General features: G+C 64.4%; 18 protein-coding genes and 1 tRNA gene. 3 read left to right on the top strand and 16 right to left on the bottom strand.

Going from position 1 to position 17,860, the window contains the following annotated elements:
• The 16 genes from IT41_RS04575 to rplO form a co-directional block, all read right to left on the bottom strand.
• Complete coding sequence (locus tag IT41_RS04575) at window positions 1-1,254, bottom strand: amino acid ABC transporter permease (RefSeq protein WP_036739037.1); 1,254 nt, start codon at window positions 1,252-1,254, stop codon at window positions 1-3.
• 112 nt (window positions 1,255-1,366) lie between these two features.
• Window positions 1,367-2,392, bottom strand: coding sequence for an amino acid ABC transporter substrate-binding protein (locus tag IT41_RS04570; protein ID WP_036739036.1), 1,026 nt, complete (start codon window positions 2,390-2,392; stop codon window positions 1,367-1,369).
• Between the two features lie 150 nt (window positions 2,393-2,542).
• On the bottom strand, window positions 2,543-3,253 hold the full coding sequence (locus IT41_RS04565) for an ATP12 family chaperone protein (RefSeq protein WP_036739034.1): 711 nt from the start codon (window positions 3,251-3,253) through the stop codon (window positions 2,543-2,545).
• Window positions 3,246-3,905: an HAD-IA family hydrolase gene (locus tag IT41_RS04560; RefSeq protein WP_036739032.1), complete on the bottom strand. Its 660-nt coding sequence runs from the start codon at window positions 3,903-3,905 to the stop codon at window positions 3,246-3,248. The genes IT41_RS04565 and IT41_RS04560 overlap by 8 nt, the downstream gene beginning before the upstream one ends.
• A complete protein-coding gene (locus IT41_RS04555) occupies window positions 3,902-4,954 on the bottom strand; it encodes an RluA family pseudouridine synthase (RefSeq protein ID WP_036739030.1) in 1,053 nt (350 codons plus the stop codon). The genes IT41_RS04560 and IT41_RS04555 overlap by 4 nt, the downstream gene beginning before the upstream one ends.
• Window positions 4,951-5,325 (bottom strand): fluoride efflux transporter CrcB, encoded by a 375-nt coding sequence (gene crcB / locus IT41_RS04550; protein ID WP_036739028.1) that lies wholly within the window; start codon window positions 5,323-5,325, stop codon window positions 4,951-4,953. Before crcB ends, IT41_RS04555 begins: the two co-directional genes overlap by 4 nt.
• Window positions 5,322-6,650 carry a replication-associated recombination protein A gene (locus IT41_RS04545; protein ID WP_036739027.1) on the bottom strand — a complete coding sequence of 443 codons (1,329 nt, stop codon included), beginning with the start codon at window positions 6,648-6,650 and terminating at the stop codon, window positions 5,322-5,324. Before IT41_RS04545 ends, crcB begins: the two co-directional genes overlap by 4 nt.
• Window positions 6,651-6,711: 61 nt before the next feature.
• Window positions 6,712-7,302, bottom strand: a complete 591-nt coding sequence (locus IT41_RS04540; protein ID WP_036739024.1) for an acyl-homoserine-lactone synthase — start codon at window positions 7,300-7,302, stop codon at window positions 6,712-6,714.
• 67 nt (window positions 7,303-7,369) lie between these two features.
• Window positions 7,370-7,981 (bottom strand): helix-turn-helix transcriptional regulator, encoded by a 612-nt coding sequence (locus IT41_RS04535; protein ID WP_036739022.1) that lies wholly within the window; start codon window positions 7,979-7,981, stop codon window positions 7,370-7,372.
• A 346-nt stretch (window positions 7,982-8,327) separates the two neighbouring features.
• The gene (gene rplQ / locus IT41_RS04530; RefSeq protein ID WP_036739020.1) at window positions 8,328-8,750 is read right to left on the bottom strand and encodes a 50S ribosomal protein L17; all 423 of its coding nucleotides are present in this window, start codon (window positions 8,748-8,750) and stop codon (window positions 8,328-8,330) included.
• Window positions 8,751-8,913: 163 nt separating this feature from the next.
• Complete coding sequence (locus tag IT41_RS04525; protein ID WP_036739018.1) at window positions 8,914-9,930, bottom strand: DNA-directed RNA polymerase subunit alpha; 1,017 nt, start codon at window positions 9,928-9,930, stop codon at window positions 8,914-8,916.
• A gap of 117 nt (window positions 9,931-10,047) precedes the next feature.
• On the bottom strand, window positions 10,048-10,437 hold the full coding sequence (rpsK, locus tag IT41_RS04520) for a 30S ribosomal protein S11 (RefSeq protein ID WP_011747123.1): 390 nt from the start codon (window positions 10,435-10,437) through the stop codon (window positions 10,048-10,050).
• A gap of 12 nt (window positions 10,438-10,449) precedes the next feature.
• Window positions 10,450-10,818: a 30S ribosomal protein S13 gene (gene rpsM, locus IT41_RS04515; RefSeq protein ID WP_036739016.1), complete on the bottom strand. Its 369-nt coding sequence runs from the start codon at window positions 10,816-10,818 to the stop codon at window positions 10,450-10,452.
• Between the two features lie 153 nt (window positions 10,819-10,971).
• The gene (locus tag IT41_RS04510) at window positions 10,972-11,634 is read right to left on the bottom strand and encodes an adenylate kinase (RefSeq protein WP_036739014.1); all 663 of its coding nucleotides are present in this window, start codon (window positions 11,632-11,634) and stop codon (window positions 10,972-10,974) included.
• 39 nt (window positions 11,635-11,673) lie between these two features.
• Entirely contained in the window at window positions 11,674-13,044 is a 1,371-nt protein-coding gene (gene secY, locus IT41_RS04505) for a preprotein translocase subunit SecY (protein WP_074948094.1), read from the bottom strand.
• Between the two features lie 103 nt (window positions 13,045-13,147).
• Window positions 13,148-13,633 (bottom strand): 50S ribosomal protein L15, encoded by a 486-nt coding sequence (gene rplO / locus IT41_RS04500; RefSeq protein WP_036739009.1) that lies wholly within the window; start codon window positions 13,631-13,633, stop codon window positions 13,148-13,150.
• A 649-nt stretch (window positions 13,634-14,282) separates the two neighbouring features.
• Here rplO and IT41_RS04495 point away from each other — a divergent pair.
• From IT41_RS04495 to IT41_RS04485, 3 genes are all read left to right on the top strand, one after another.
• A complete protein-coding gene (locus IT41_RS04495) occupies window positions 14,283-16,625 on the top strand; it encodes a sensor histidine kinase (protein WP_036739007.1) in 2,343 nt (780 codons plus the stop codon).
• Window positions 16,626-16,687: 62 nt separating this feature from the next.
• Window positions 16,688-17,329: a response regulator transcription factor gene (locus tag IT41_RS04490; RefSeq protein WP_231564687.1), complete on the top strand. Its 642-nt coding sequence runs from the start codon at window positions 16,688-16,690 to the stop codon at window positions 17,327-17,329.
• A gap of 84 nt (window positions 17,330-17,413) precedes the next feature.
• Window positions 17,414-17,489 (top strand) — tRNA-Ile (locus tag IT41_RS04485).
• Window positions 17,490-17,860: the final 371 nt, after the last annotated feature.

Raw genomic sequence — 17,860 nt, 5'->3', positions numbered from 1 at the left:
TCATCGCTCCTTCAGCCGGACGCCGCTGTTGAACAGGTTCATGCCGCTGGAGATGCCCAGGCAGAGCACCAGATAGACGGCCATCATCAGCACCATGCATTCCATCTCGCGCCCGGTCTGGTTCAGCGTCGTGCCGCCCAGCGTGCCGCGCAGATCCATATAGCCGACGGCAATCGCCAAAGAGCTGTTCTTGGTGAGGTTCAGATATTGCGAGATCAGCGGCGGCACGATCACCCGCAGCGCCTGTGGCAGCACCACCAGCGACATGGTGCGGCGCGGACGCAGGCCCAGGGCAAAGGCGGCCTCGGATTGCCCCTTGCTGACCGCGAGGATGCCGGCGCGGGTGATCTCGGCGATGAAGGCGCCGGTATAAAGGGTCAGCGCCAGCCACAGCACGACGAAGCTGTTGTCCAGATTGATGCCATCGGCAAAGTTGAAACCGCGCAGCGCCGGCGGCACCAGATGCAGGCCGAAATACCAGGTCAGGAACAGCAGCGGCAGCAGATAGATCGACAGGCTGATCCACCAGGTCACCGGGCGGATGCCGGTCCGGTCCTGAACCCGCTGCGCCCGCGCCCTGATCAGGCGATGCGCAAGCACCGCCGCGACGAAGGCCACGGCATAGGTGATGAAGGCCCAGCTGATCCCGATGCGCCCGAATGTCAGGGTACCGGGCGAATTCGTCATGCCAAGCGACGGGATGGCGGTATAGCGGTTGGTGGGCGCGATCGTCTCGAACAGGATCATCCCGGCCTCGGGGGTGTCGCCGCGATAGGCATTGGGCGGCGGCAGCACCTCGGAAAAGATCGCCAGGATCAGCAGGATCCACAGCAGCAGCGGGATATTGCGAAAGATCTCGACATAGACCGTCATCAGCCGCGCGATCAGCCAGTTCGAGGACAGCCGCAGCACCCCCGCCAGCACGCCGAGGATGGTCGCGGTAATGCAGCCCAGGAACGAGACCAGCAGCGTGTTCAGCAACCCGACGACGGCGGCGCGCAGATGCGTGTCGTCCGAATTATAGGGGATCAGCTGCTGCGGAATGTCATAGCCGGCGCGGCGGAACAGGAAATCGAAGCTCAGCGTCTTGCCAAGCGCGGCCAGGTTCTGAAGCGTGTTGTTGATGAACCAGCTGGCGGCAAGCATCGCAAGGATGAAGACGACGGCCTGCAGGGTCAGCGACCGGTATCGCCGGTCGTAGATCAGCATCGACAATCGGAACGGCGGAGACTCCGCCCCCGGATATGAAACCATTTTCCCCCCTGTTTCCGGCGGCAGGAACGGGCCTTTGGCCTCTTTGCCTTGCCGGTCTTATGATTTGCGAACGCGCGGAGGTTTCCCCCCGCGCGTCATCTTCTTGCCGCGATCAGCGGAAGGGCATCGCGTAAAGCAGACCGCCCTGCGTCCATTGCGCGTTCAAGCCGCGCGCCAGGCCGATCGGCGTTTCCTCACCGATCGTCTTGGCGAAGATTTCGCCGTAATTGCCGCCGGCCTTGATGGCGCGCACCGCCCATGCGGCGTCAAGGCCGATCATCGTGCCCAGCTCATCGGTCGCGCCCAGCAGCCGCTGAACCTCGGGGTTGCCCGAGGATTTCGCCAGTTCGTCGATATTGGCCGAGGTGACGCCGTATTCCTCGGCCGCGACCAGCGCGTAAAGCGTCCAGCGCGCGATATCGCCCCAGTTGTTGTCGCCATGGCGCACCGCCGGGCCAAGCGGCTCTTTCGAGACGATCTCGGGCAGGATGATGTGGTTTTCCGGATCGGCAAAGGCAGCGCGGGTCGCGGCCAGTCCCGACACGTCGGTGGTATAGGCATCGCAGGCCCGGGCCAGATACTGCTGCTCGCCCTCGGCATTGCTGTCGATGTTGACCGGCCGGTATTCCATGTTGTTGGCCTTGAAGTAATCGGCCAGGTTCAGCTCGGTCGTGGTGCCGGTCTGGATGCAGATCGAGGCGCCGTTCAGCTCCTTGGCCGAGGTCACGCGCTGATCCTTGCGCACCATGAAGCCCTGACCATCGTAATAGTTCACGCCGATGAAATCGAGCTTGAGATCGGTGTCGCGCTGGAAGGTCCAGGTCGAGTTGCGCGCCAGGATGTCCACCTCGCCCGAGGACAGGGCGGTAAAGCGCGTCTGCCCGGTCAGCGGCACATATTTCACCTTTTCCCCATCGCCCAGGACCGCGGCGGCCAGCGCCTTGCAGAAAGCAACATCAAAGCCCGACCAGTTGCCGTTCGCATCCGGGGCGGCGAAACCGACGAGGCCGGTATTCACGCCGCAGTTCAGGACGCCACGGGTCTTGACCTCGTTCAGCGTGTCGCCCTCGGCCGCCATGGCGCCGGATGCGGCCAGAACAACCGCCGCGACCGAGCCGAAGAGTACTGATTTTTTCATGGATTTCCTCACTGTTGCTTCCGCACGGGCGCCGTCTCGGCCGGTTTTGCCAAAACAGGCCCGTCGGGTTCACAAGGAACATTTATGCCCCCATAAGCGGCATTGTGCCGATCAGCGGCGATGCGTCAAGGAATAAGCCGGTGAGCCGGCTTAGCCCCGGCTCAGCTTCCAGAAGCGTTCGGCGGCGCGCATGGCGGCCAGCCGGCCCTCGGCCGCGGCATCCGCCTCGTCGTCGCGACCCCATCTATCGGCCTGGAATTCCTCGTCAATCCGGGACAGGCGCCAGGCCGCTTGCGCGTCCACGCGGCCGCGCAGCACCGCCAGACCAAGAACCAGCGAGCCGGGCAACGTGACCAGATCGTGAAGCGCCGTCAGCCCATAGGCATCCAGAGCGGCGATTTCCGCCTGCAGTTTCAGAAGGACGGCCGGATCCTGATCGACCGGGATCACCCCATGGGTGATGCGCAGCGGCGCGCGCAGCTCGGTCGCCAGCCAGTCGATCAGCGGGTCCCAGCCCTCGGCCTGGGCGCGGATCAGCGCCTCGGGGGCCTCGGCGCGGTAGCACAGCAGATCGGTCGCGCCATATTCGCCCAGCATCATGGCGACGGCGTGAAATTGCGGCATCACCTTTTCGATGGCCGAATTCGCGGCGCGGGTCAGCGGCATGGCATTGGGGTCGATGAGATCGGTCTGCGCCTGCCATTCCTGCGCGATGGCATCGGCCAGCGCCCGGGTCGGCAGGGTCAGCGGCTGCTTGCCGGGGGTCCGCAGCGGGCGTTCGTCCAGCAGCACCTCCCAGCCCCGGGCCAGCGCCCGGACCGAGGCCGCCTGCCAGAACCGGCGCGCTTTCCATTCACTCATCGAGCCACTCCAGCAGGCTCCGTGTCAGCGCCGGATAGTCGGGCGCCACCATCGCGGCGCCGGCCGCCAGCAGCCGCCCGGCCGGGTGATAGCCCCATGACACGCCAAGCGCGCGGGTGCCGGCGGCGACGCCCATGGCGATATCGAATTCGGTATCGCCCACCATGCAGGCCCGGCCGGCGGCCACGCCCGCCTCGTCCAGCGCCGCCTGCAGCATCGCGGGATGCGGCTTCGAGGGGTGGAAATCCGAGGTCTGGCGGCTGATGAACAGCCGCTCCCAGCCATGCGTTTCGATCAGCGCGTCGAGGCCCCGCCGCGCCTTGCCGGTGGCGATCGCCAGCAGCACGTCGTCGCGGATCGCAAGCGCGTCCAGACAGTCCTGCGCCCCCGGATAAAGCGGCGATTCCAGATGCATGCGCGCGGCCAGATAGGCGGCGCGGTAGCCCTCGACCACCTGCGCCTGCTGCGCGGGTGACGCCTCCGGCACCAGCTCCGCGACCGCCACCGGCAGCGACAGCCCGACGATGGCGAGGATCGTGTCGCGCGGCAGGGGCGACAGGCCGGCCGCGGCAAAGCCGGCATTCATCGAACTGACAATCATCTGCTGGCTGTCGACCAGCGTGCCATCGACATCGAATATGACAAGCTTCATGGCGCCTCGGCGAATGGGTCTTCGGGCACGTCCTGTTCGGACCAGCCAAGCGTCGCCCAGGTGCGCCGCATGTGATCGGGCAAGGGCGCGGTGATGGTGACGGTTTTCTTGGTGATCGGATGCTCGAAACGGATCAGGCGGGCATGCAGATGCAGATTGCGGCTGATTTCTCCGCCCAGCTGCGCGCCCCAGCCATCGCCCATGTTTTCCTGGCCCGAGCCGCCATATTTGCCGTCGCCCACGATCGGGTGGCCCATCTCGGCCATATGGGCGCGCAACTGATGGGTGCGGCCGGTGACCGGGACCAGCGCCGCCCAGCTGACCCGGGTGCCAAGCGCATCCAGCACCGCATAATCGCTATGGGCCCGCTTGGCGCCCTCGGTCGCGGCGACCTGCGCGGGGTGGATGGCGACCATCTTTTCGCCCTCGCCCATGCGGCCGCGACCGGGCGCCTTGACCAGCCCGTATTTGATCGAGCCCATGCGCGGGCTGGGCACGCCCGCCACCGCCGCCCAGTAGATCTTGCGCGTGGCGCGATGCCGGAACGCCTCGGACAGGGCGCGGGCGATGCGGTCGGTGCGCGCCAGCAGCAGCACGCCCGAGGTGTCCTTGTCCAGCCGGTGCACCAGCTTGGGCCGGTCCTTGTAGCCGAACATCAGGGCCCCGGTCAGCCCGTCCACATGCCGGTCCCCCTGCCCCGAGCCCCCCTGCGAGGGCAGGCCCGGCGGCTTGTTCAGCGCGATGATATGGTCGTCCCGCCACAGCACGGCGGCCTGGATCATCTGCTGATCCGATGATTTCACGGCGGCGGTCCTGGGCGCCGCCGGCGGTTTGACCGGCGCCTCCGGCAGGGGCGGCACGCGCACCTCCTGCCCCGGCGCGATGCGGGCATTGGCCTTGACCCGGCCACCATCGACGCGCAACTGTCCGGTGCGGCACCATTTTTCCACCGCGCCCTGGGTCAGTTGCGGGAAACGCTTCTTCAGCCAGCGGTCGAGGCGCTGATCGCCCTCCTCCTCGGCCACGCGAATGGTCTGCACGCCGCTCATGCAAACACCCCGCGGCCAAGGCTCAGCCCCGCGATCACCGCCAGCAGCGAGGCCGTGACCGAGGCGAGCGCATAGCCGGTGGCGGTGCCACTCGCGCCGCGTTCCCACAGCACCATCGTGTCCAGCGCGAAGGCCGAAAACGTGGTGAACCCGCCCAGAAGCCCGGTCAGCAGGAACGGCGCCCAATCCTGCCCGCCACGCAGCGTCAGGAGCGAGGCCAGCATCCCCATCGCGAAACAGCCCAGCACATTGGCGATCAGCGTGCCCAGCGGAAAGCCCGGGACCAGCCGCGTGGCCAGGATATTGACGCCATAGCGCGCCGAGGCACCGATCGCGCCGCCAAGCGCCACCTGCAGGAATTCATATCTCATGTCTTGCCCTCTGGCCGCCGCTTCTGGCGCAGACCGGCGAACCATTCAACGCGCTTTTTCAGCTCCCGCTCATAGCCGCGTTCGACCGGCAGGTACAGGACCGGGCGCTTCATGCCGTCAGGGAAATAGTTCTGCCCAGAAAAGGCATTCTCGGCGTCATGGTCATATTGATAGCCCGCGCCATAGCCCTGATCCTTCATCAGCGAGGTCGGCGCGTTCAGGATATGGGCGGGCGGCATCTGGCTGCCGGTGCGCCGCGCCAGATCGCGCGCCGCCTTGTAGGCGTTGTAGCCGGCGTTGGATTTCGGCGCCAGCGCCAGATAGATCACCGCCTGCGCAAGCGCCAGTTCGCCCTCGGGGCTGCCCAGGCGTTCGTAAAGCGCCCAGGCGTCCAGGCAATGGCGCTGCGCCGCCGGATCGGCCAGGCCGATATCCTCGACCGCCATGCGGGTGATGCGCCGCGCCAGATAGCGCGGATCCTCGCCCCCCTCGAGCATGCGGCCCAGCCAGTAAAGCGCGGCATCGGGATCGCTGCCGCGAACCGATTTGTGCAGGGCCGAGATCAGGTTGTAATGCTCTTCGCCGGATTTGTCGTATTTCGCCGCGCGCCGCATCAGGCGGCGCGACAACTGCTCGGGGTCCAGCTTGCCAGTCACCTTCCAGGCCATGATCTGCTCGATCAGGTTCAGAACCGCGCGACCGTCGCCATCGGCCATTTCCAGAAGCCGGTCGCGCGCCTCGCCGGTCAGCGGCAGCGGCCGGGCCAACTCCTTTTCGGCACGCTGCGCCAAGAGTTCCAGATCGATCAGGTCCAGCCGCTTCAGCACGATGACCTGCGCGCGCGACAGCAGCGCGGCGTTCAGCTCGAAACTGGGGTTTTCGGTGGTGGCACCGACCAGCGTGATGGTGCCGTCCTCCATATGCGGCAGAAAGCCGTCCTGCTGCGCCTTGTTGAAACGGTGGATTTCATCGACGAACAGCAATGTGCCGCGCCCCTGCTGATGGCGCAGCCGGGCGGCATCGAAGACCTTGCGCAATTCCGGCACGCCGGAAAAGATCGCCGAGATCTGCACGAAGGCAAGATCCGTCTCGCGCGCCAGCAGGCGGGCGATGGTGGTCTTGCCGACCCCCGGCGGTCCCCAGAGAATCAGCGAGGACAGGCTGCCCGAGGACAGCATGGCGCCAAGCGGGCCATCGGCATCAAGCACACCGCCCTGTCCGATGACATCGGACAGGCGCGCCGGCCTGATCCGGTCGGCCAGCGGGCGGGTCTTTTCAGGCGCAGATTCGCCTGCGGGGGGCGTCGTATCGAACAGGTCTGCCATAGGACCGGCATGTTACGCCGCGCCGGATTGGCGCGAAAGCCCCCCGAAGGGAGGTTGGCGGTCAATGCATCTTGGGCGCGAGATTGATCGAGACGCACTGAAAGTAATCGTCGTCGATCCAGATGACCGGCCCCATCGCCTGGGCATCGACACCGCGCGGCGTCAACCAGCGCGGCCATGTCGACTTGACCAGGCACAGCAGGCGGCTGGCCCCCAGTTCGCGGCCGGAATTGCTCATCTCGGCGATCAGGCTCATCTGCACGCGCCGGCGCTTGCTGCTGGGGATCGAGTGATCGACGAACAGGCGGCTCGCCTCCCATGTCGTTTCATCGACCGGCGCCTTTTCATCCAGCAGGTTCTGCGGAATCGTGCCGCCCAGAAGATCCTCCTGCGCGTCGCGGATCATGTAGGAATAGACGCCGCAACGCGCCGTGGTCGGCGTCAGCCGGACGCCGGCCAGAACCTGGCCGTTTTCATGGATGGCGACCCAGCGGCTCATCGGTGTGTCGTACTGGTCGAACTCCATCCCGTCGGCTTGCGGCAGGGGCCATTTCTTCAGGTCGATGAAGCTCTGCTTGCGAGCGCGGAAGATATTGGCGAACAGCTCGCCGTGGATGTGCATGTTGGCGAAGGAAAGTGTGGTGGTCTGCATGGTGGTTTTCTCCTGGGGTGTGGTGGTGGTGGCCCCCAGGTGTAACCCGCAACGGTGGACGGACCGTTTATAGCAAGCGGTAATCCTTGGCGCGTTGCAGCGCCTCGGCCGTCGTTCGCGCCATCAGCCTTTCACGCGCAGAGATCAGACGGGCCTTGAAGGCGCTTTCCGTAATACCAAGTTTGGCAGCCGCCGCCGCATGGCGATCCCCCTCTGCGATACACCGAAGGGCCTCTTGCTGAGCCTTCGTCAGGCTCTCCGGCGGCTCGGTCACTTCATGGAGCCGTCGTATCGTGGCCGAGATCACCTCGATCTCGTCATCCGTGAATTCCCGCTTGTCATGCGCGAAATCCGCAATCGTGCGCGACTTGATCGGGCCATGCGCGACCGCAAGCCCGTAATGCAAGCCGTGATCCGCCGCGTCCTGCAGGATGGAGAACGGGTCCGGAATCGGCAACACGCTCCAGCGGCATGTCCCGGTCGTCGAGAACCCCCAGGCGATGGTGGGATCGCGCAGGGCATAGGCACGCTCGGAATAGCGCTGCGACCATTCCTTGTTATAGGTTTGGAACTGCATCAGAGGTGCAGCAAAACGAATATGCAGCCCGATGAAATAGCCCGCGGGAGAGAGCTTTTTCAGCTTGGCCAGTGCAGCATTGATTTCCGCGCGAGACGACATGACGATATGGACAGCTTGTGTTTTCTTTATGTTATCAGGAAAATGGCACAGATTGCAGGCTATTCAAGCAATACCGCAATCCTGCGCGATGTTTTTCGCGCTTACCCCGCGTCAACCATGACCGCAGGGTAAGCGGCGTTTCCGGCATGAACCAGATCCCCCCGAAATGGTTTGCCAAATTATGCGCGGGTTCCAACGCGATACACAACCCGTAATAGAACGCTTAGGCAAAGCTACCCATGAAACGCCGCGCCGCGGCGGCACGGACTGTGGCAAAAAAGCCCGCAGCCGCGATCGCGGCTGCGGGCCTGAACCATCTCTTAACCTGCCGGAACGGCTGGATTTCTTACGATTCGTCGGCAGCCTCTTCGGCCTCGACGCGGGCGCGGTCTGCCGCGCCCTTGGCGTCGGTGTCGCGATCGACAAGCTCGATGATCGCCATCGGCGCCATGTCGCCATAGCGGAAACCGGCCTTCAGGACCCGGACATAGCCGCCCTGACGCTCCTGGTAGCGGGCGCCGAGCACGCCGAACAGCTTTTCGACATGGCTGTCCTGCTTGAGCTGGGCCGCCGCCTGACGGCGGGCGTGCAGATCGCCGCGCTTGGCCAGCGTGATCAGCTTTTCGACGATCGGGCGCAGTTCCTTGGCCTTGGGCAGGGTGGTCTTGATCTGCTCGTGCTCGATCAGCGAGCCGGCCATATTGGCGAACAGCGCCTTGCGGTGTTCGTGGGTACGGTTGAGGCGGCGATAGCCGCGGGCGTGACGCATTTCATTCTCCTAACTTGCGTTTTGCTTTGTCCGGCGGCCCTTGCGTGAAAGCCGCTCTCCTTGGGGCACGATGCCCGATGCCTTGCGGCGGGTCCGGGGGCGCCACATGTACAGCAAGCGTACACGGGTCGTAAAGCGGGCCTGTGACGCCCCCGGGGATTTCCTAGAACTGGTCGTCGAAACGCTTGGCCAGATCCTCGATGTTTTCCGGCGGCCAGTCGACCACATCCATGCCCAGATGCAGACCCATGCCCGAGAGCACTTCCTTGATCTCGTTGAGCGACTTGCGGCCGAAGTTCGGCGTGCGCAGCATCTCGGCCTCGGTCTTCTGGATCAGATCGCCGATATAGACGATATTGTCGTTCTTGAGGCAGTTCGCCGAGCGCACGGACAGTTCCAGCTCGTCGACCTTTTTCAGCAGCCGCGGATCGAATTCCAGACCGTCCTCGGCCTCCGAGCGGCTCGCGGCTTCCGGCTCGTCGAAGTTCACAAAGACCGACAGCTGGTCCTGAATGATGCGCGCGGCATAGGCCACCGCATCCTCGGGCGACAGCGAGCCATCGGTTTCGACCCGCATGGTCAGCTTGTCGTAATCCAGCACCTGGCCCTCGCGGGTAGGCGTGACCTCGTAGCTGACCCGCTTGACCGGCGAAAAGATCGCGTCGATCGGGATCAGCCCGATGGGCGCGTCCTCGGGACGGTTCTTGTCGGCGGCGACATAGCCCTTGCCGTTCGAGACGGTCAGTTCCATCTGCAATTCGGCCCCGTCATCCAGGTGACAGATGACATGGTCGCGGTTCAGGATGGTGATGCCGGCGCTTTCCTGGATCTCGCCGGCCTTGACCTCGCCCGGACCCTTGGCCGAGAGCATGAGGCGCTTGGGCGCATCGACATCCATTTTCAGCGTCACGCCCTTGAGGTTCAGGACGATGTCGGTCACGTCCTCGCGCACACCGGGAACCGACGAAAATTCGTGCAGCACATTGTCGATCTGCACCGAGGTGATCGCGCCCCCCTGCAGCGAGGACAGCAGCACCCGGCGCAGGGCATTGCCCAGCGTCAGACCGAAGCCGCGCTCCAGCGGTTCGGCCACGACCGTGGCCACGCGGGCCGAATCGGCGCCCGGCTTGATGTCAAGCTGGGTCGGCTTGATGAGTTCAGCCCAATTCTTGTGGATCATGCGTTTGCCTCCATACCTGTTCCCGACCCATGATCGCCGGCCGGAAACGCCCGAGGTGAAATGCGAAAAGCGCGCCCGCGCCGACAGGCGGCGCGAAACGCGGCAAAGTCTTGCGGATCAGACGCGGCGGCGCTTCGGCGGGCGGCAGCCGTTATGCGCGATCGGCGTCACGTCCCGGATGGCCGTGATGTTGAATCCGACGGCGGCCAGCGCACGCAGAGCCGATTCGCGGCCCGAGCCGGGGCCCTGGACTTCGACTTCCAGCGTGCGGACGCCGTGTTCCTGCGCCTTCTTGCCGGCGTCTTCGGCGGCCATCTGGGCGGCATAGGGGGTCGATTTGCGCGACCCCTTGAAGCCCATGGTGCCGGCCGAGGACCACGAGATCGCGTTGCCCTGAACGTCCGAGATCAGGATCTTGGTGTTGTTGAACGAGCTGTTCACATGCGCCACTCCGGTGGCGATGTTCTTGCGTTCCTTGCGCTTGATGCGGGTCTTGTCGCGTGCCATGTCCGTTCCCCCTTACTTCTTCTTGCCGGCGATCGGCTTCGCCGGGCCCTTGCGGGTGCGGGCATTGGTGTGGGTGCGCTGGCCGCGGACCGGCAGGCCGCGGCGATGGCGCAGGCCACGATACGAGCCCAGGTCCATCAGGCGCTTGATGTTCATCTGCGTTTCACGGCGCAGGTCGCCTTCGACGGTCAGGTTGCCGTCGATATATTCGCGGATCTGCAGGACTTCGGCATCCGACAGGTCATTGACGCGGCGCGCCGGGTCGATGCCGACAGCCTCGATGATCTGATGGGCGAAATGGGGGCCAATGCCATGGATATAGGTCAGGGCGATGGGGACGCGTTTCCCCGTCGGAATGTTGACGCCAGCAATACGAGCCACGCGTTTTCCTTTTCATGTTGCGGTTCCGTAGCACCGGAACCTTTTTTCACAACCAAAGACCCGAAAGCCATGCCTTCGGGCCTTTAACCGGCACCCGGATATCGGGCGTTTCTCTTGCGAGAAGCTGCCGATTATGCGATTCGCGACCGGGCGTCAACCCTTGCGCGACAGTCTGTCAAGAACTTTTGACATGGCCGCCGCGACCACGTCGATATCGGCCAGCCCGTCGACGGTATGCAGGTTGCCCTTGGCATAGTAATAGCCGATCAGCGGCGAGGTTTTCTTGTAATATTCCATCAGCCGGGTCTTGAGGCTTTCCTCATTGTCGTCAGCCCGGCGCCGCAGATCGGTCGAGCCGCAGGCATCGCAGGTGCCCGCCACCTTGGTCGGCCTGGTCTCGTCGTGATAGACCTCGCCGCAATTGCCGCAGGTGAAGCGGCCGGTGATGCGCGCGATCAGCGCCGCGTCATCGACCTGCATCTCGATCACGGCGTCGATGCGCTGGTCGGTTTCCGCCATCAGCGACTGCAGCGCATCGGCCTGGGCCAGGGTGCGCGGAAAGCCGTCGAAGATGAAGCCCTTGCCGCCCTGCCCCAGCTTTTCGCGGATCAGGCCGATGACGATCTCGTCGGTGACCAGTTCGCCGCGCGCCATGACCTCGGCCACGATCTGCCCCAGCTCGTTGCCGCTCGCCTTGGCCTCGCGCAGCATGTCGCCGGTGGACAACTGGACAAGGCCGCGCTCGTCGATCATGCGGCGGGCCTGCGTGCCCTTGCCTGCGCCGGGCGGGCCCAGCAGAATGATGTTTGTCGCCATTGTCGTCCCTCTTTTGCTATTCTCGGGCGAACCGCCGCCTCAGCGCCGCGACGGCGCCTTGCGCGGCTTGGCCGCCCCGCCCTTGCCACGCCTGCCACGCAATTGCGACTTTTCGATCAAACCTTCGTATTGATGCGCAAGCAAGTGGCTTTGCACCTGATTGATCGTATCCATCACGACGCTGACCACGATCAGGACCGAGGTGCCGCCGAAATAGAACGGGATGGCCAGCTGGTCGCGGATGATCTCGGGCAGGAGGCTGACAAAGGCCAGATAGGCCGAGCCGATGACCAGCACCCGGTTCACCACATAGGTCAGATAATCCTCGGTCCGCTTGCCGGGGCGTACACCGGGGATGAAGCCGCCCTGGTTCTTGAGGTTCTCGGCCACGTCATCGGGTTTGAAGCTGACGTTGAAGGTGTAGAAATAGGTGAAGAAAATGATCATCGCCGCGAAAAAGATCAGGTAAAGCGGCTGTCCGGGACCGAAATAGGCCAGCACCGTGGACATGATCGGCCCGGTCTCATTGCCCGAGAAGGTCGAGATGGTGATCGGCAGAAGCAGCAGCGAGCTGGCAAAGATCGCCGGGATCACGCCCGCCGGGTTCACCTTGATCGGCAGATGCGAGGACTGGCCGTCATAGATCTTCATCCCGACCTGGCGGCGCGGATACTGGATATGGATCTTGCGCATCGCGCGTTCCATGAACACGACAAAGGTGACCACCGCGATGATCATGACGATCACGCCCAGCGTCAGCGCGGTCGAGCCGCTGGAGGCGCCCTGCGCCAGGAATTGCGCGACCTGGGTCGGGATTTCCGCCACGATGCCGACAAAGATGATCAGCGAGATGCCGTTGCCGATGCCGCGGGCGGTGATCTGTTCGCCCAGCCACATCAGGAACATGGTGCCGCCGACCAGCGTGATCACCACCGAGGCGCGGAAGAACAGGCCCGGATCATGGGCCAGATTGCCCGCCTCGAGGCTGACCGCAAGGCCGTAGGCCTGGAACAGCGCCAGCGCCACCGTGCCGTAGCGGGTATACTGGTTGATCTTCTTGCGGCCCTGCTCGCCCTCTTTCTTGAGTTGCTCCAGCGCCGGCACCATCGAGGCCAGAAGCTGCACGATGATCGAGGCCGAGATATAGGGCATGATCCCAAGCGCAAAGATCCCCATGCGCCCCAGCGCGCCGCCGGTGAACATCGACAGGATGCCGCCGATCCCGGCCTGCGCGTCCTGCATGAAGTTGCGGAGCGCGGCGCCATCAATGCCGGGCACCGGGATATAGGTGCCCAGGCGGTAGATGATCAGAAGTCCGAGGGTGAACCAGATCCTCTGGCGAAGCTCTTTCGCCTTGCCGAGCGCGCCCCAGGAAAGGTTCGCGGCCATCTGTTCTGCGGCTGACGCCATTCTTGTGCCCCTTCATGGCAGCGCCGCCGGATCGTTTCCCGATCCCGCGGCGCCTGGAAAACTTAGCTGCTATCTATGGGGCGCGGTCGCGCCCTTCAACAGCTTATTCGGCCGCGGCTTCTTCTTTGGCCGGGCGCGAGACGGTCAGCTTGCCGCCGGCCTTCTCGACCGCCTCGACGGCGGTTTTCGACGCGCCGGCCACGGTCAGGTTCAGTGCGGCCTTCAGCTCGCCCTTGGCAAGGACGCGCACGCCGTCCAGCTTGCGGCGGATGACACCGGCCGCGACCAGCGCGTCCTCGGTCACATCGGCTTTCGCATCCAGCTTGCCGGCATCGACAAAGGCCTGCAACTGGCCCAGGTTGACCACCGCGAAGCGCAGGCGATTCGGCTTGGAAAAGCCGCGCTTGGGCAGGCGGCGATAAAGCGGCATCTGGCCGCCTTCGTAACCGTTCAGCGCCACGCCCGAACGCGAGGTCTGGCCCTTGATACCACGGCCGGCGGTCTTGCCCTTGCCCGAGCCGGGGCCACGCGCCACGCGCTTTTTCTTGCGGTTCGCGCCTTCGTTGTCGCGCAGTTCATGCAGTTTCATATCGCTTCTCCTGAAGCCGGAAGCGCCCCATGAAGCGAAAGGGGGGCGGACACGGCATTTCTTGGTTGTTGAGTCGGTGCCGTCAGGGGCACCGGGGGCGTATAGGCGATCGGCCGGACGGGATCAAGTGAGTGCAGGCGGCGCGGGCGAAACCGGCGGGATCGCGACCAGGCAGGCGCACAGGCGCGACCGGAACCTGCCCCGGCCGCGCCCGGCCTTGATGCGATCAGCCCCCCGATGGGATCGAGGGAGACGGGAGGCCGATCGCGGTAACCAGTTAACCGCCTAAAAATCGGGCAGGCCGGCCTGGGCGCACGCCAGACCGGGCCAAACCCAAACTACCGCCGGACGAGGACGGCCGGCAAACTCATGTACAACAGCCCCTGCTCTGTCAGCACGGCTGACGCGCCGGAGTCGTTGCGGTTTTTGTTCCATGACAGCCGCCACAGGTAAATTCGTGTCATTGCCTAGGCAATATCGCCCATGCTGCACCGCAGAACCGGACCGCCGCCCAAAGCCCCTATGAATCGGCCGAAAGCTTGGTAGAACAGGCCGCAAACAAGCGGCAGTCCCGGGGGCAGCGCGTGATCACAGTTGGAAAAGCCCCGCCCGTCGCGACGGGCCGGCATCGCCGGAAGGACCGTTGGCCATGATGAAATCGCTGGGCGCATTGCTGGCGCTTGGCCTTGCCGGCCTGCAGTTTCTGGCCGTGCTTGCGGTCGTGTTCTCGTCCTATATCACCTCGCAAAAGGCGCTGCTCGATCAGGCCCGGGACCTGCTCCGCGATGTCGGCGCCAATACGGTGGTCCATTCCCAGGGCTTTCTGAACCCGGCCGAGGGCGCCGCCCAACTGGCCGCCCGGCTGGCGCAGAACGAGGTGGTCGCCAGCGACGACCAGCAGCGGCTCGAGCAGCTGTTGTTCCAGCAATTGCAGATCACCCCGCAATTCGCCGGGCTCTATTATGGCAACGAGGATGGCGGCTTCGTCTATGTCATGCGCAGCCCGGACGAGCCGGGGGTGTTCCGCTCGAAGATCATCGCGATTTCGGCCGAGGGCGAACGCAGCACGCGGCTCATCTGGCGCGACGGCGACTTCAATATCCTCAGATCGCAACTGGACCCTGCGGACCGCTTCGATCCGCGGACCCGCCCCTGGTATATCAAGGCGCAGGCAGAGCGGGCGATCATCTGGACCGATCCCTATATCTTCTTTTCCTCGCAGCAGCCGGGGATTACCCTCGCGGCGCCGGTATTCGAGGTCGAACACGGCGTTCGCGGCGCGATCGGCGTCGATATCGAGATCAGCATGATCTCGGTCTTTCTGGCCAGCCTGAATATCGGAAGCAATGGCAAGGCCCTGATCATCAACAGCAATGGCGACGTGATCGCGCATCCCGATCAGGATCTGATCAAGACCGCCACCGACGAGGGCGGGCTGCGCTTTGCCGATATCCGCGAAATCGGCGATCCGATCGCGCGCGCCGCCTTTGGACCGCTGGCCGCCAGCGGCTCGATCCCGGTGGCGCAGGAAACCGCCTCGGAATTCGTCTATGAAGGCAATCGCTACGTCTCGAACATGATGCCGGTGATCAGCGAAAAGCTGCCCTGGACCATCGCCGTCTATGCCCCCGAGGACGATTTCACCGGCGTCATCAAGCGAAACCGGGCGATGAACATCTGGCTGGCGGTGCTGGTCGCGGTCGTGACCGCGATCGTCGGGCTGGCGCTGGCCGATTTCATCCACCGGCCGGTGCGCGCCTTTGCCGTGCGCACCGCGCTGATCTCGCAGGGCGAGATCGACGCCGACGCGCCGGCGCCCAAGACCTATCGCGAACTGGAACGCGCCAATGAGGCGCTGGTCCAGGAGATCGTCGCCCGTCACGCGGCCGAGCGCGAATATGGCGAGACCTTCAACATGTCCTCGCGCGGGATGGCGCAGATCGCGCATGGCAGCGGAAATTTCATGCGCGTGAACCAGCGTTTCGCCGAGATCCTCGGCTATGACCGCGACCAGCTGATCGGCATGCGTTTCGCCGATCTGATCCATCCGGACGATGCCGCGCCTTTCGCCGATTCCGGCATCCTGACCAAGGACGATTTCGTGCTGAACCGGGATCTGCGCTGTATCGGCGCCAATGGCGAGGCGATCTGGGTCACGGTCAATGCCATCACCATCCTCGACCAGAACGGCAAGGCGCTGCATGCGGTCCTGACCATGGATGACATCACGCAGAACCGCCATGCCGAGGAACAGATCGACCGTCTCAACAAGGACCTGTCGCATCTGGCGCGGCGCGACACCATGGGGCAGATGGCCTCGGGCCTGGCGCATGAGCTGAACCAGCCGTTGACCGCCATCGCCCAGAATGCCGACAGCGCGCTCGTGTTGCTGGACCGGCAGGGCGGCGGCAATCCCGAACTGCGCGACATCCTGACCGAGATCGAGCAGCAATCCCTGCGCGCCGGCGATATCATCCGCGCCCTGCGCGGCTTCATCCGCAAGGATGAGTTTCCGCCGAAGCCCTTCAGCCTGGAGGACCTTCTGAAACAGATGTGCTATCTGGTGCGGGCAGAAGCGAGCGACGCGCGGGTCACCATCACGACCTCGCTTCCGGACGATCTGCCCAGGGTCGTGGCGAACCGGGTGCAGATCGCCCAGGTCCTGATCAACCTGCTGCGCAATGCCATCGAGGCCATGGCCACGCAGCCGGACGCCGCCCCGCGCGAGATCGGCATCGCGGCCTCGGCCTCGGAGGAGTTCGTGACCGTCTGCGTCACCGATTCCGGCCCCGGCATCGCCCCGGATCTGAACCTGTTCGCCGAGTTCGAGACCACCAAGGCCGGCGGCATGGGCCTGGGCCTGTCGATCTGCCGATCGATCGCGGGAAACAATGGCGGCAGCCTGTGGCTCGACGACAGCGTCAGCCGCGGCGCAAGGTTCTGCTTCACGATTCCAGTATATCAGCCCAAAGTGACCCCACTGCAGGATTGACAAACCTGGCATCATGCCCGGAAACGGTTCCAGCAGCCGAGCCGATCCTTCGTGAAATATTCATGGCGCCGAAACCGATGAACGACGTTCCCTTTACTGTCTTTGTGGTCGATGACGATGACGGCATCCGCGTATCGCTCGAGCGCGCGCTGAGCATGCGTGGCTATCGGGTCGAAACCTACGACTCGGCGCGGTCCTTCCTGGAATCCCTTGGCGGGGACCGTCCCGGCTGCCTGGTGCTGGATTATGGCATGCCCGGCATGAACGGCCTTGAGCTGCAGCAATATCTGAACGCGCACGAGATCCGCCTGCCGATCATCTTCATCACCGGCCATGGCGGCGTGCCGGAATCGGTGCAGGCGATCAAGGGCGGCGCGCTGGATTTCCTGGAAAAGCCCTTTCCGCAATCGGCCCTTGCCGAACGGATCGACGCCGCCTTCGAGATCATTCGCAGCCAGATTTCGGCCGATCGCTCGCAACGCGAGAAACAGGCCCGGCTCGACAGCCTCACCGCGCGCGAACGGGAAATCGTGCGCCTGTTCGTCGAGCGCCCCGCCGAGACCTCGAGCAAGGAGGTCGCCGCCCATTTCGGCATCAGCCCGCGCACGGTCGATCACCACCGCGCGCGCATCCTGGAAAAGCTCGAGGTGAAATCCCTGGCCGAGCTGATCGCGCTGGTCCGACCGGCGGATATCGCGCGTTAGCCCCGGCCCGGCTTTCGGGCAGCGCGAAACTCGCCGCGCTCCCTTGACCTTGGCACAAAACCCCAGCAAGGTGCGCCCTGTTCAGGGCCTGTAGCTCAATGGTCAGAGCAGGGCGCTCATAACGCCTTGGTTGGGGGTTCGAGTCCCTCCGGGCCTACCATCCTCACGCAGATCTCTTTTTTCAGGTTCTGACGCGGCATTATGTCAAACCTGCCCAACGGGTTTGGCAATTTTTGCTCTCTACTTCGTCCGCTGCAAGCTGCTTGTTTGCAACTGCGGGCCGATCTGCCAGCTTGGCTACGGTCGCCTTGACATGTTCCCTTTTCAGCTTCGCAACTGTCTTGTCGCCGTGCTGTTCAGGAAAGGGTTCAATGGTGCTGCGATAGGTTCGCTGCCTGATCGGCTTGAGCTTGAGGTATTCCGATGATCGGCAATAGCTAACGACAAGTGCGGCGACGGTGCCGGGCGAGGAAGCATTGGCAATATTTCGGGGGCTTGCGCATCATCGCAGCACTTCATTCCATGCGTGAC

Source organism: Paracoccus halophilus (genome assembly GCF_000763905.1).
Classification (GTDB): domain Bacteria; phylum Pseudomonadota; class Alphaproteobacteria; order Rhodobacterales; family Rhodobacteraceae; genus Paracoccus; species Paracoccus halophilus.
This window is presented reverse-complemented; position numbering and strand designations above follow the sequence as displayed.

What these genes read in the sequence shown, in the direction of transcription:
- IT41_RS04575 (WP_036739037.1), bottom strand. Translation starts at nt 1,254, where the DNA reads ATGGTTTCATATCCGGGGGCGGAGTCTCCGCCGTTCCGATTGTCGATG.
- IT41_RS04570 (WP_036739036.1), bottom strand. Translation starts at nt 2,392, where the DNA reads ATGAAAAAATCAGTACTCTTCGGCTCGGTCGCGGCGGTTGTTCTGGCC.
- IT41_RS04565 (WP_036739034.1), bottom strand. Translation starts at nt 3,253, where the DNA reads ATGAGTGAATGGAAAGCGCGCCGGTTCTGGCAGGCGGCCTCGGTCCGG.
- IT41_RS04560 (WP_036739032.1), bottom strand. Translation starts at nt 3,905, where the DNA reads ATGAAGCTTGTCATATTCGATGTCGATGGCACGCTGGTCGACAGCCAG.
- IT41_RS04555 (WP_036739030.1), bottom strand. Translation starts at nt 4,954, where the DNA reads ATGAGCGGCGTGCAGACCATTCGCGTGGCCGAGGAGGAGGGCGATCAG.
- crcB (WP_036739028.1), bottom strand. Translation starts at nt 5,325, where the DNA reads ATGAGATATGAATTCCTGCAGGTGGCGCTTGGCGGCGCGATCGGTGCC.
- IT41_RS04545 (WP_036739027.1), bottom strand. Translation starts at nt 6,650, where the DNA reads ATGGCAGACCTGTTCGATACGACGCCCCCCGCAGGCGAATCTGCGCCT.
- IT41_RS04540 (WP_036739024.1), bottom strand. Translation starts at nt 7,302, where the DNA reads ATGCAGACCACCACACTTTCCTTCGCCAACATGCACATCCACGGCGAG.
- IT41_RS04535 (WP_036739022.1), bottom strand. Translation starts at nt 7,981, where the DNA reads ATGTCGTCTCGCGCGGAAATCAATGCTGCACTGGCCAAGCTGAAAAAG.
- rplQ (WP_036739020.1), bottom strand. Translation starts at nt 8,750, where the DNA reads ATGCGTCACGCCCGCGGCTATCGCCGCCTCAACCGTACCCACGAACAC.
- IT41_RS04525 (WP_036739018.1), bottom strand. Translation starts at nt 9,930, where the DNA reads ATGATCCACAAGAATTGGGCTGAACTCATCAAGCCGACCCAGCTTGAC.
- rpsK (WP_011747123.1), bottom strand. Translation starts at nt 10,437, where the DNA reads ATGGCACGCGACAAGACCCGCATCAAGCGCAAGGAACGCAAGAACATC.
- IT41_RS04510 (WP_036739014.1), bottom strand. Translation starts at nt 11,634, where the DNA reads ATGGCGACAAACATCATTCTGCTGGGCCCGCCCGGCGCAGGCAAGGGC.
- secY (WP_074948094.1), bottom strand. Translation starts at nt 13,044, where the DNA reads ATGGCGTCAGCCGCAGAACAGATGGCCGCGAACCTTTCCTGGGGCGCG.
- rplO (WP_036739009.1), bottom strand. Translation starts at nt 13,633, where the DNA reads ATGAAACTGCATGAACTGCGCGACAACGAAGGCGCGAACCGCAAGAAA.
- IT41_RS04495 (WP_036739007.1), top strand. Translation starts at nt 14,283, where the DNA reads ATGATGAAATCGCTGGGCGCATTGCTGGCGCTTGGCCTTGCCGGCCTG.
- IT41_RS04490 (WP_231564687.1), top strand. Translation starts at nt 16,688, where the DNA reads ATGGCGCCGAAACCGATGAACGACGTTCCCTTTACTGTCTTTGTGGTC.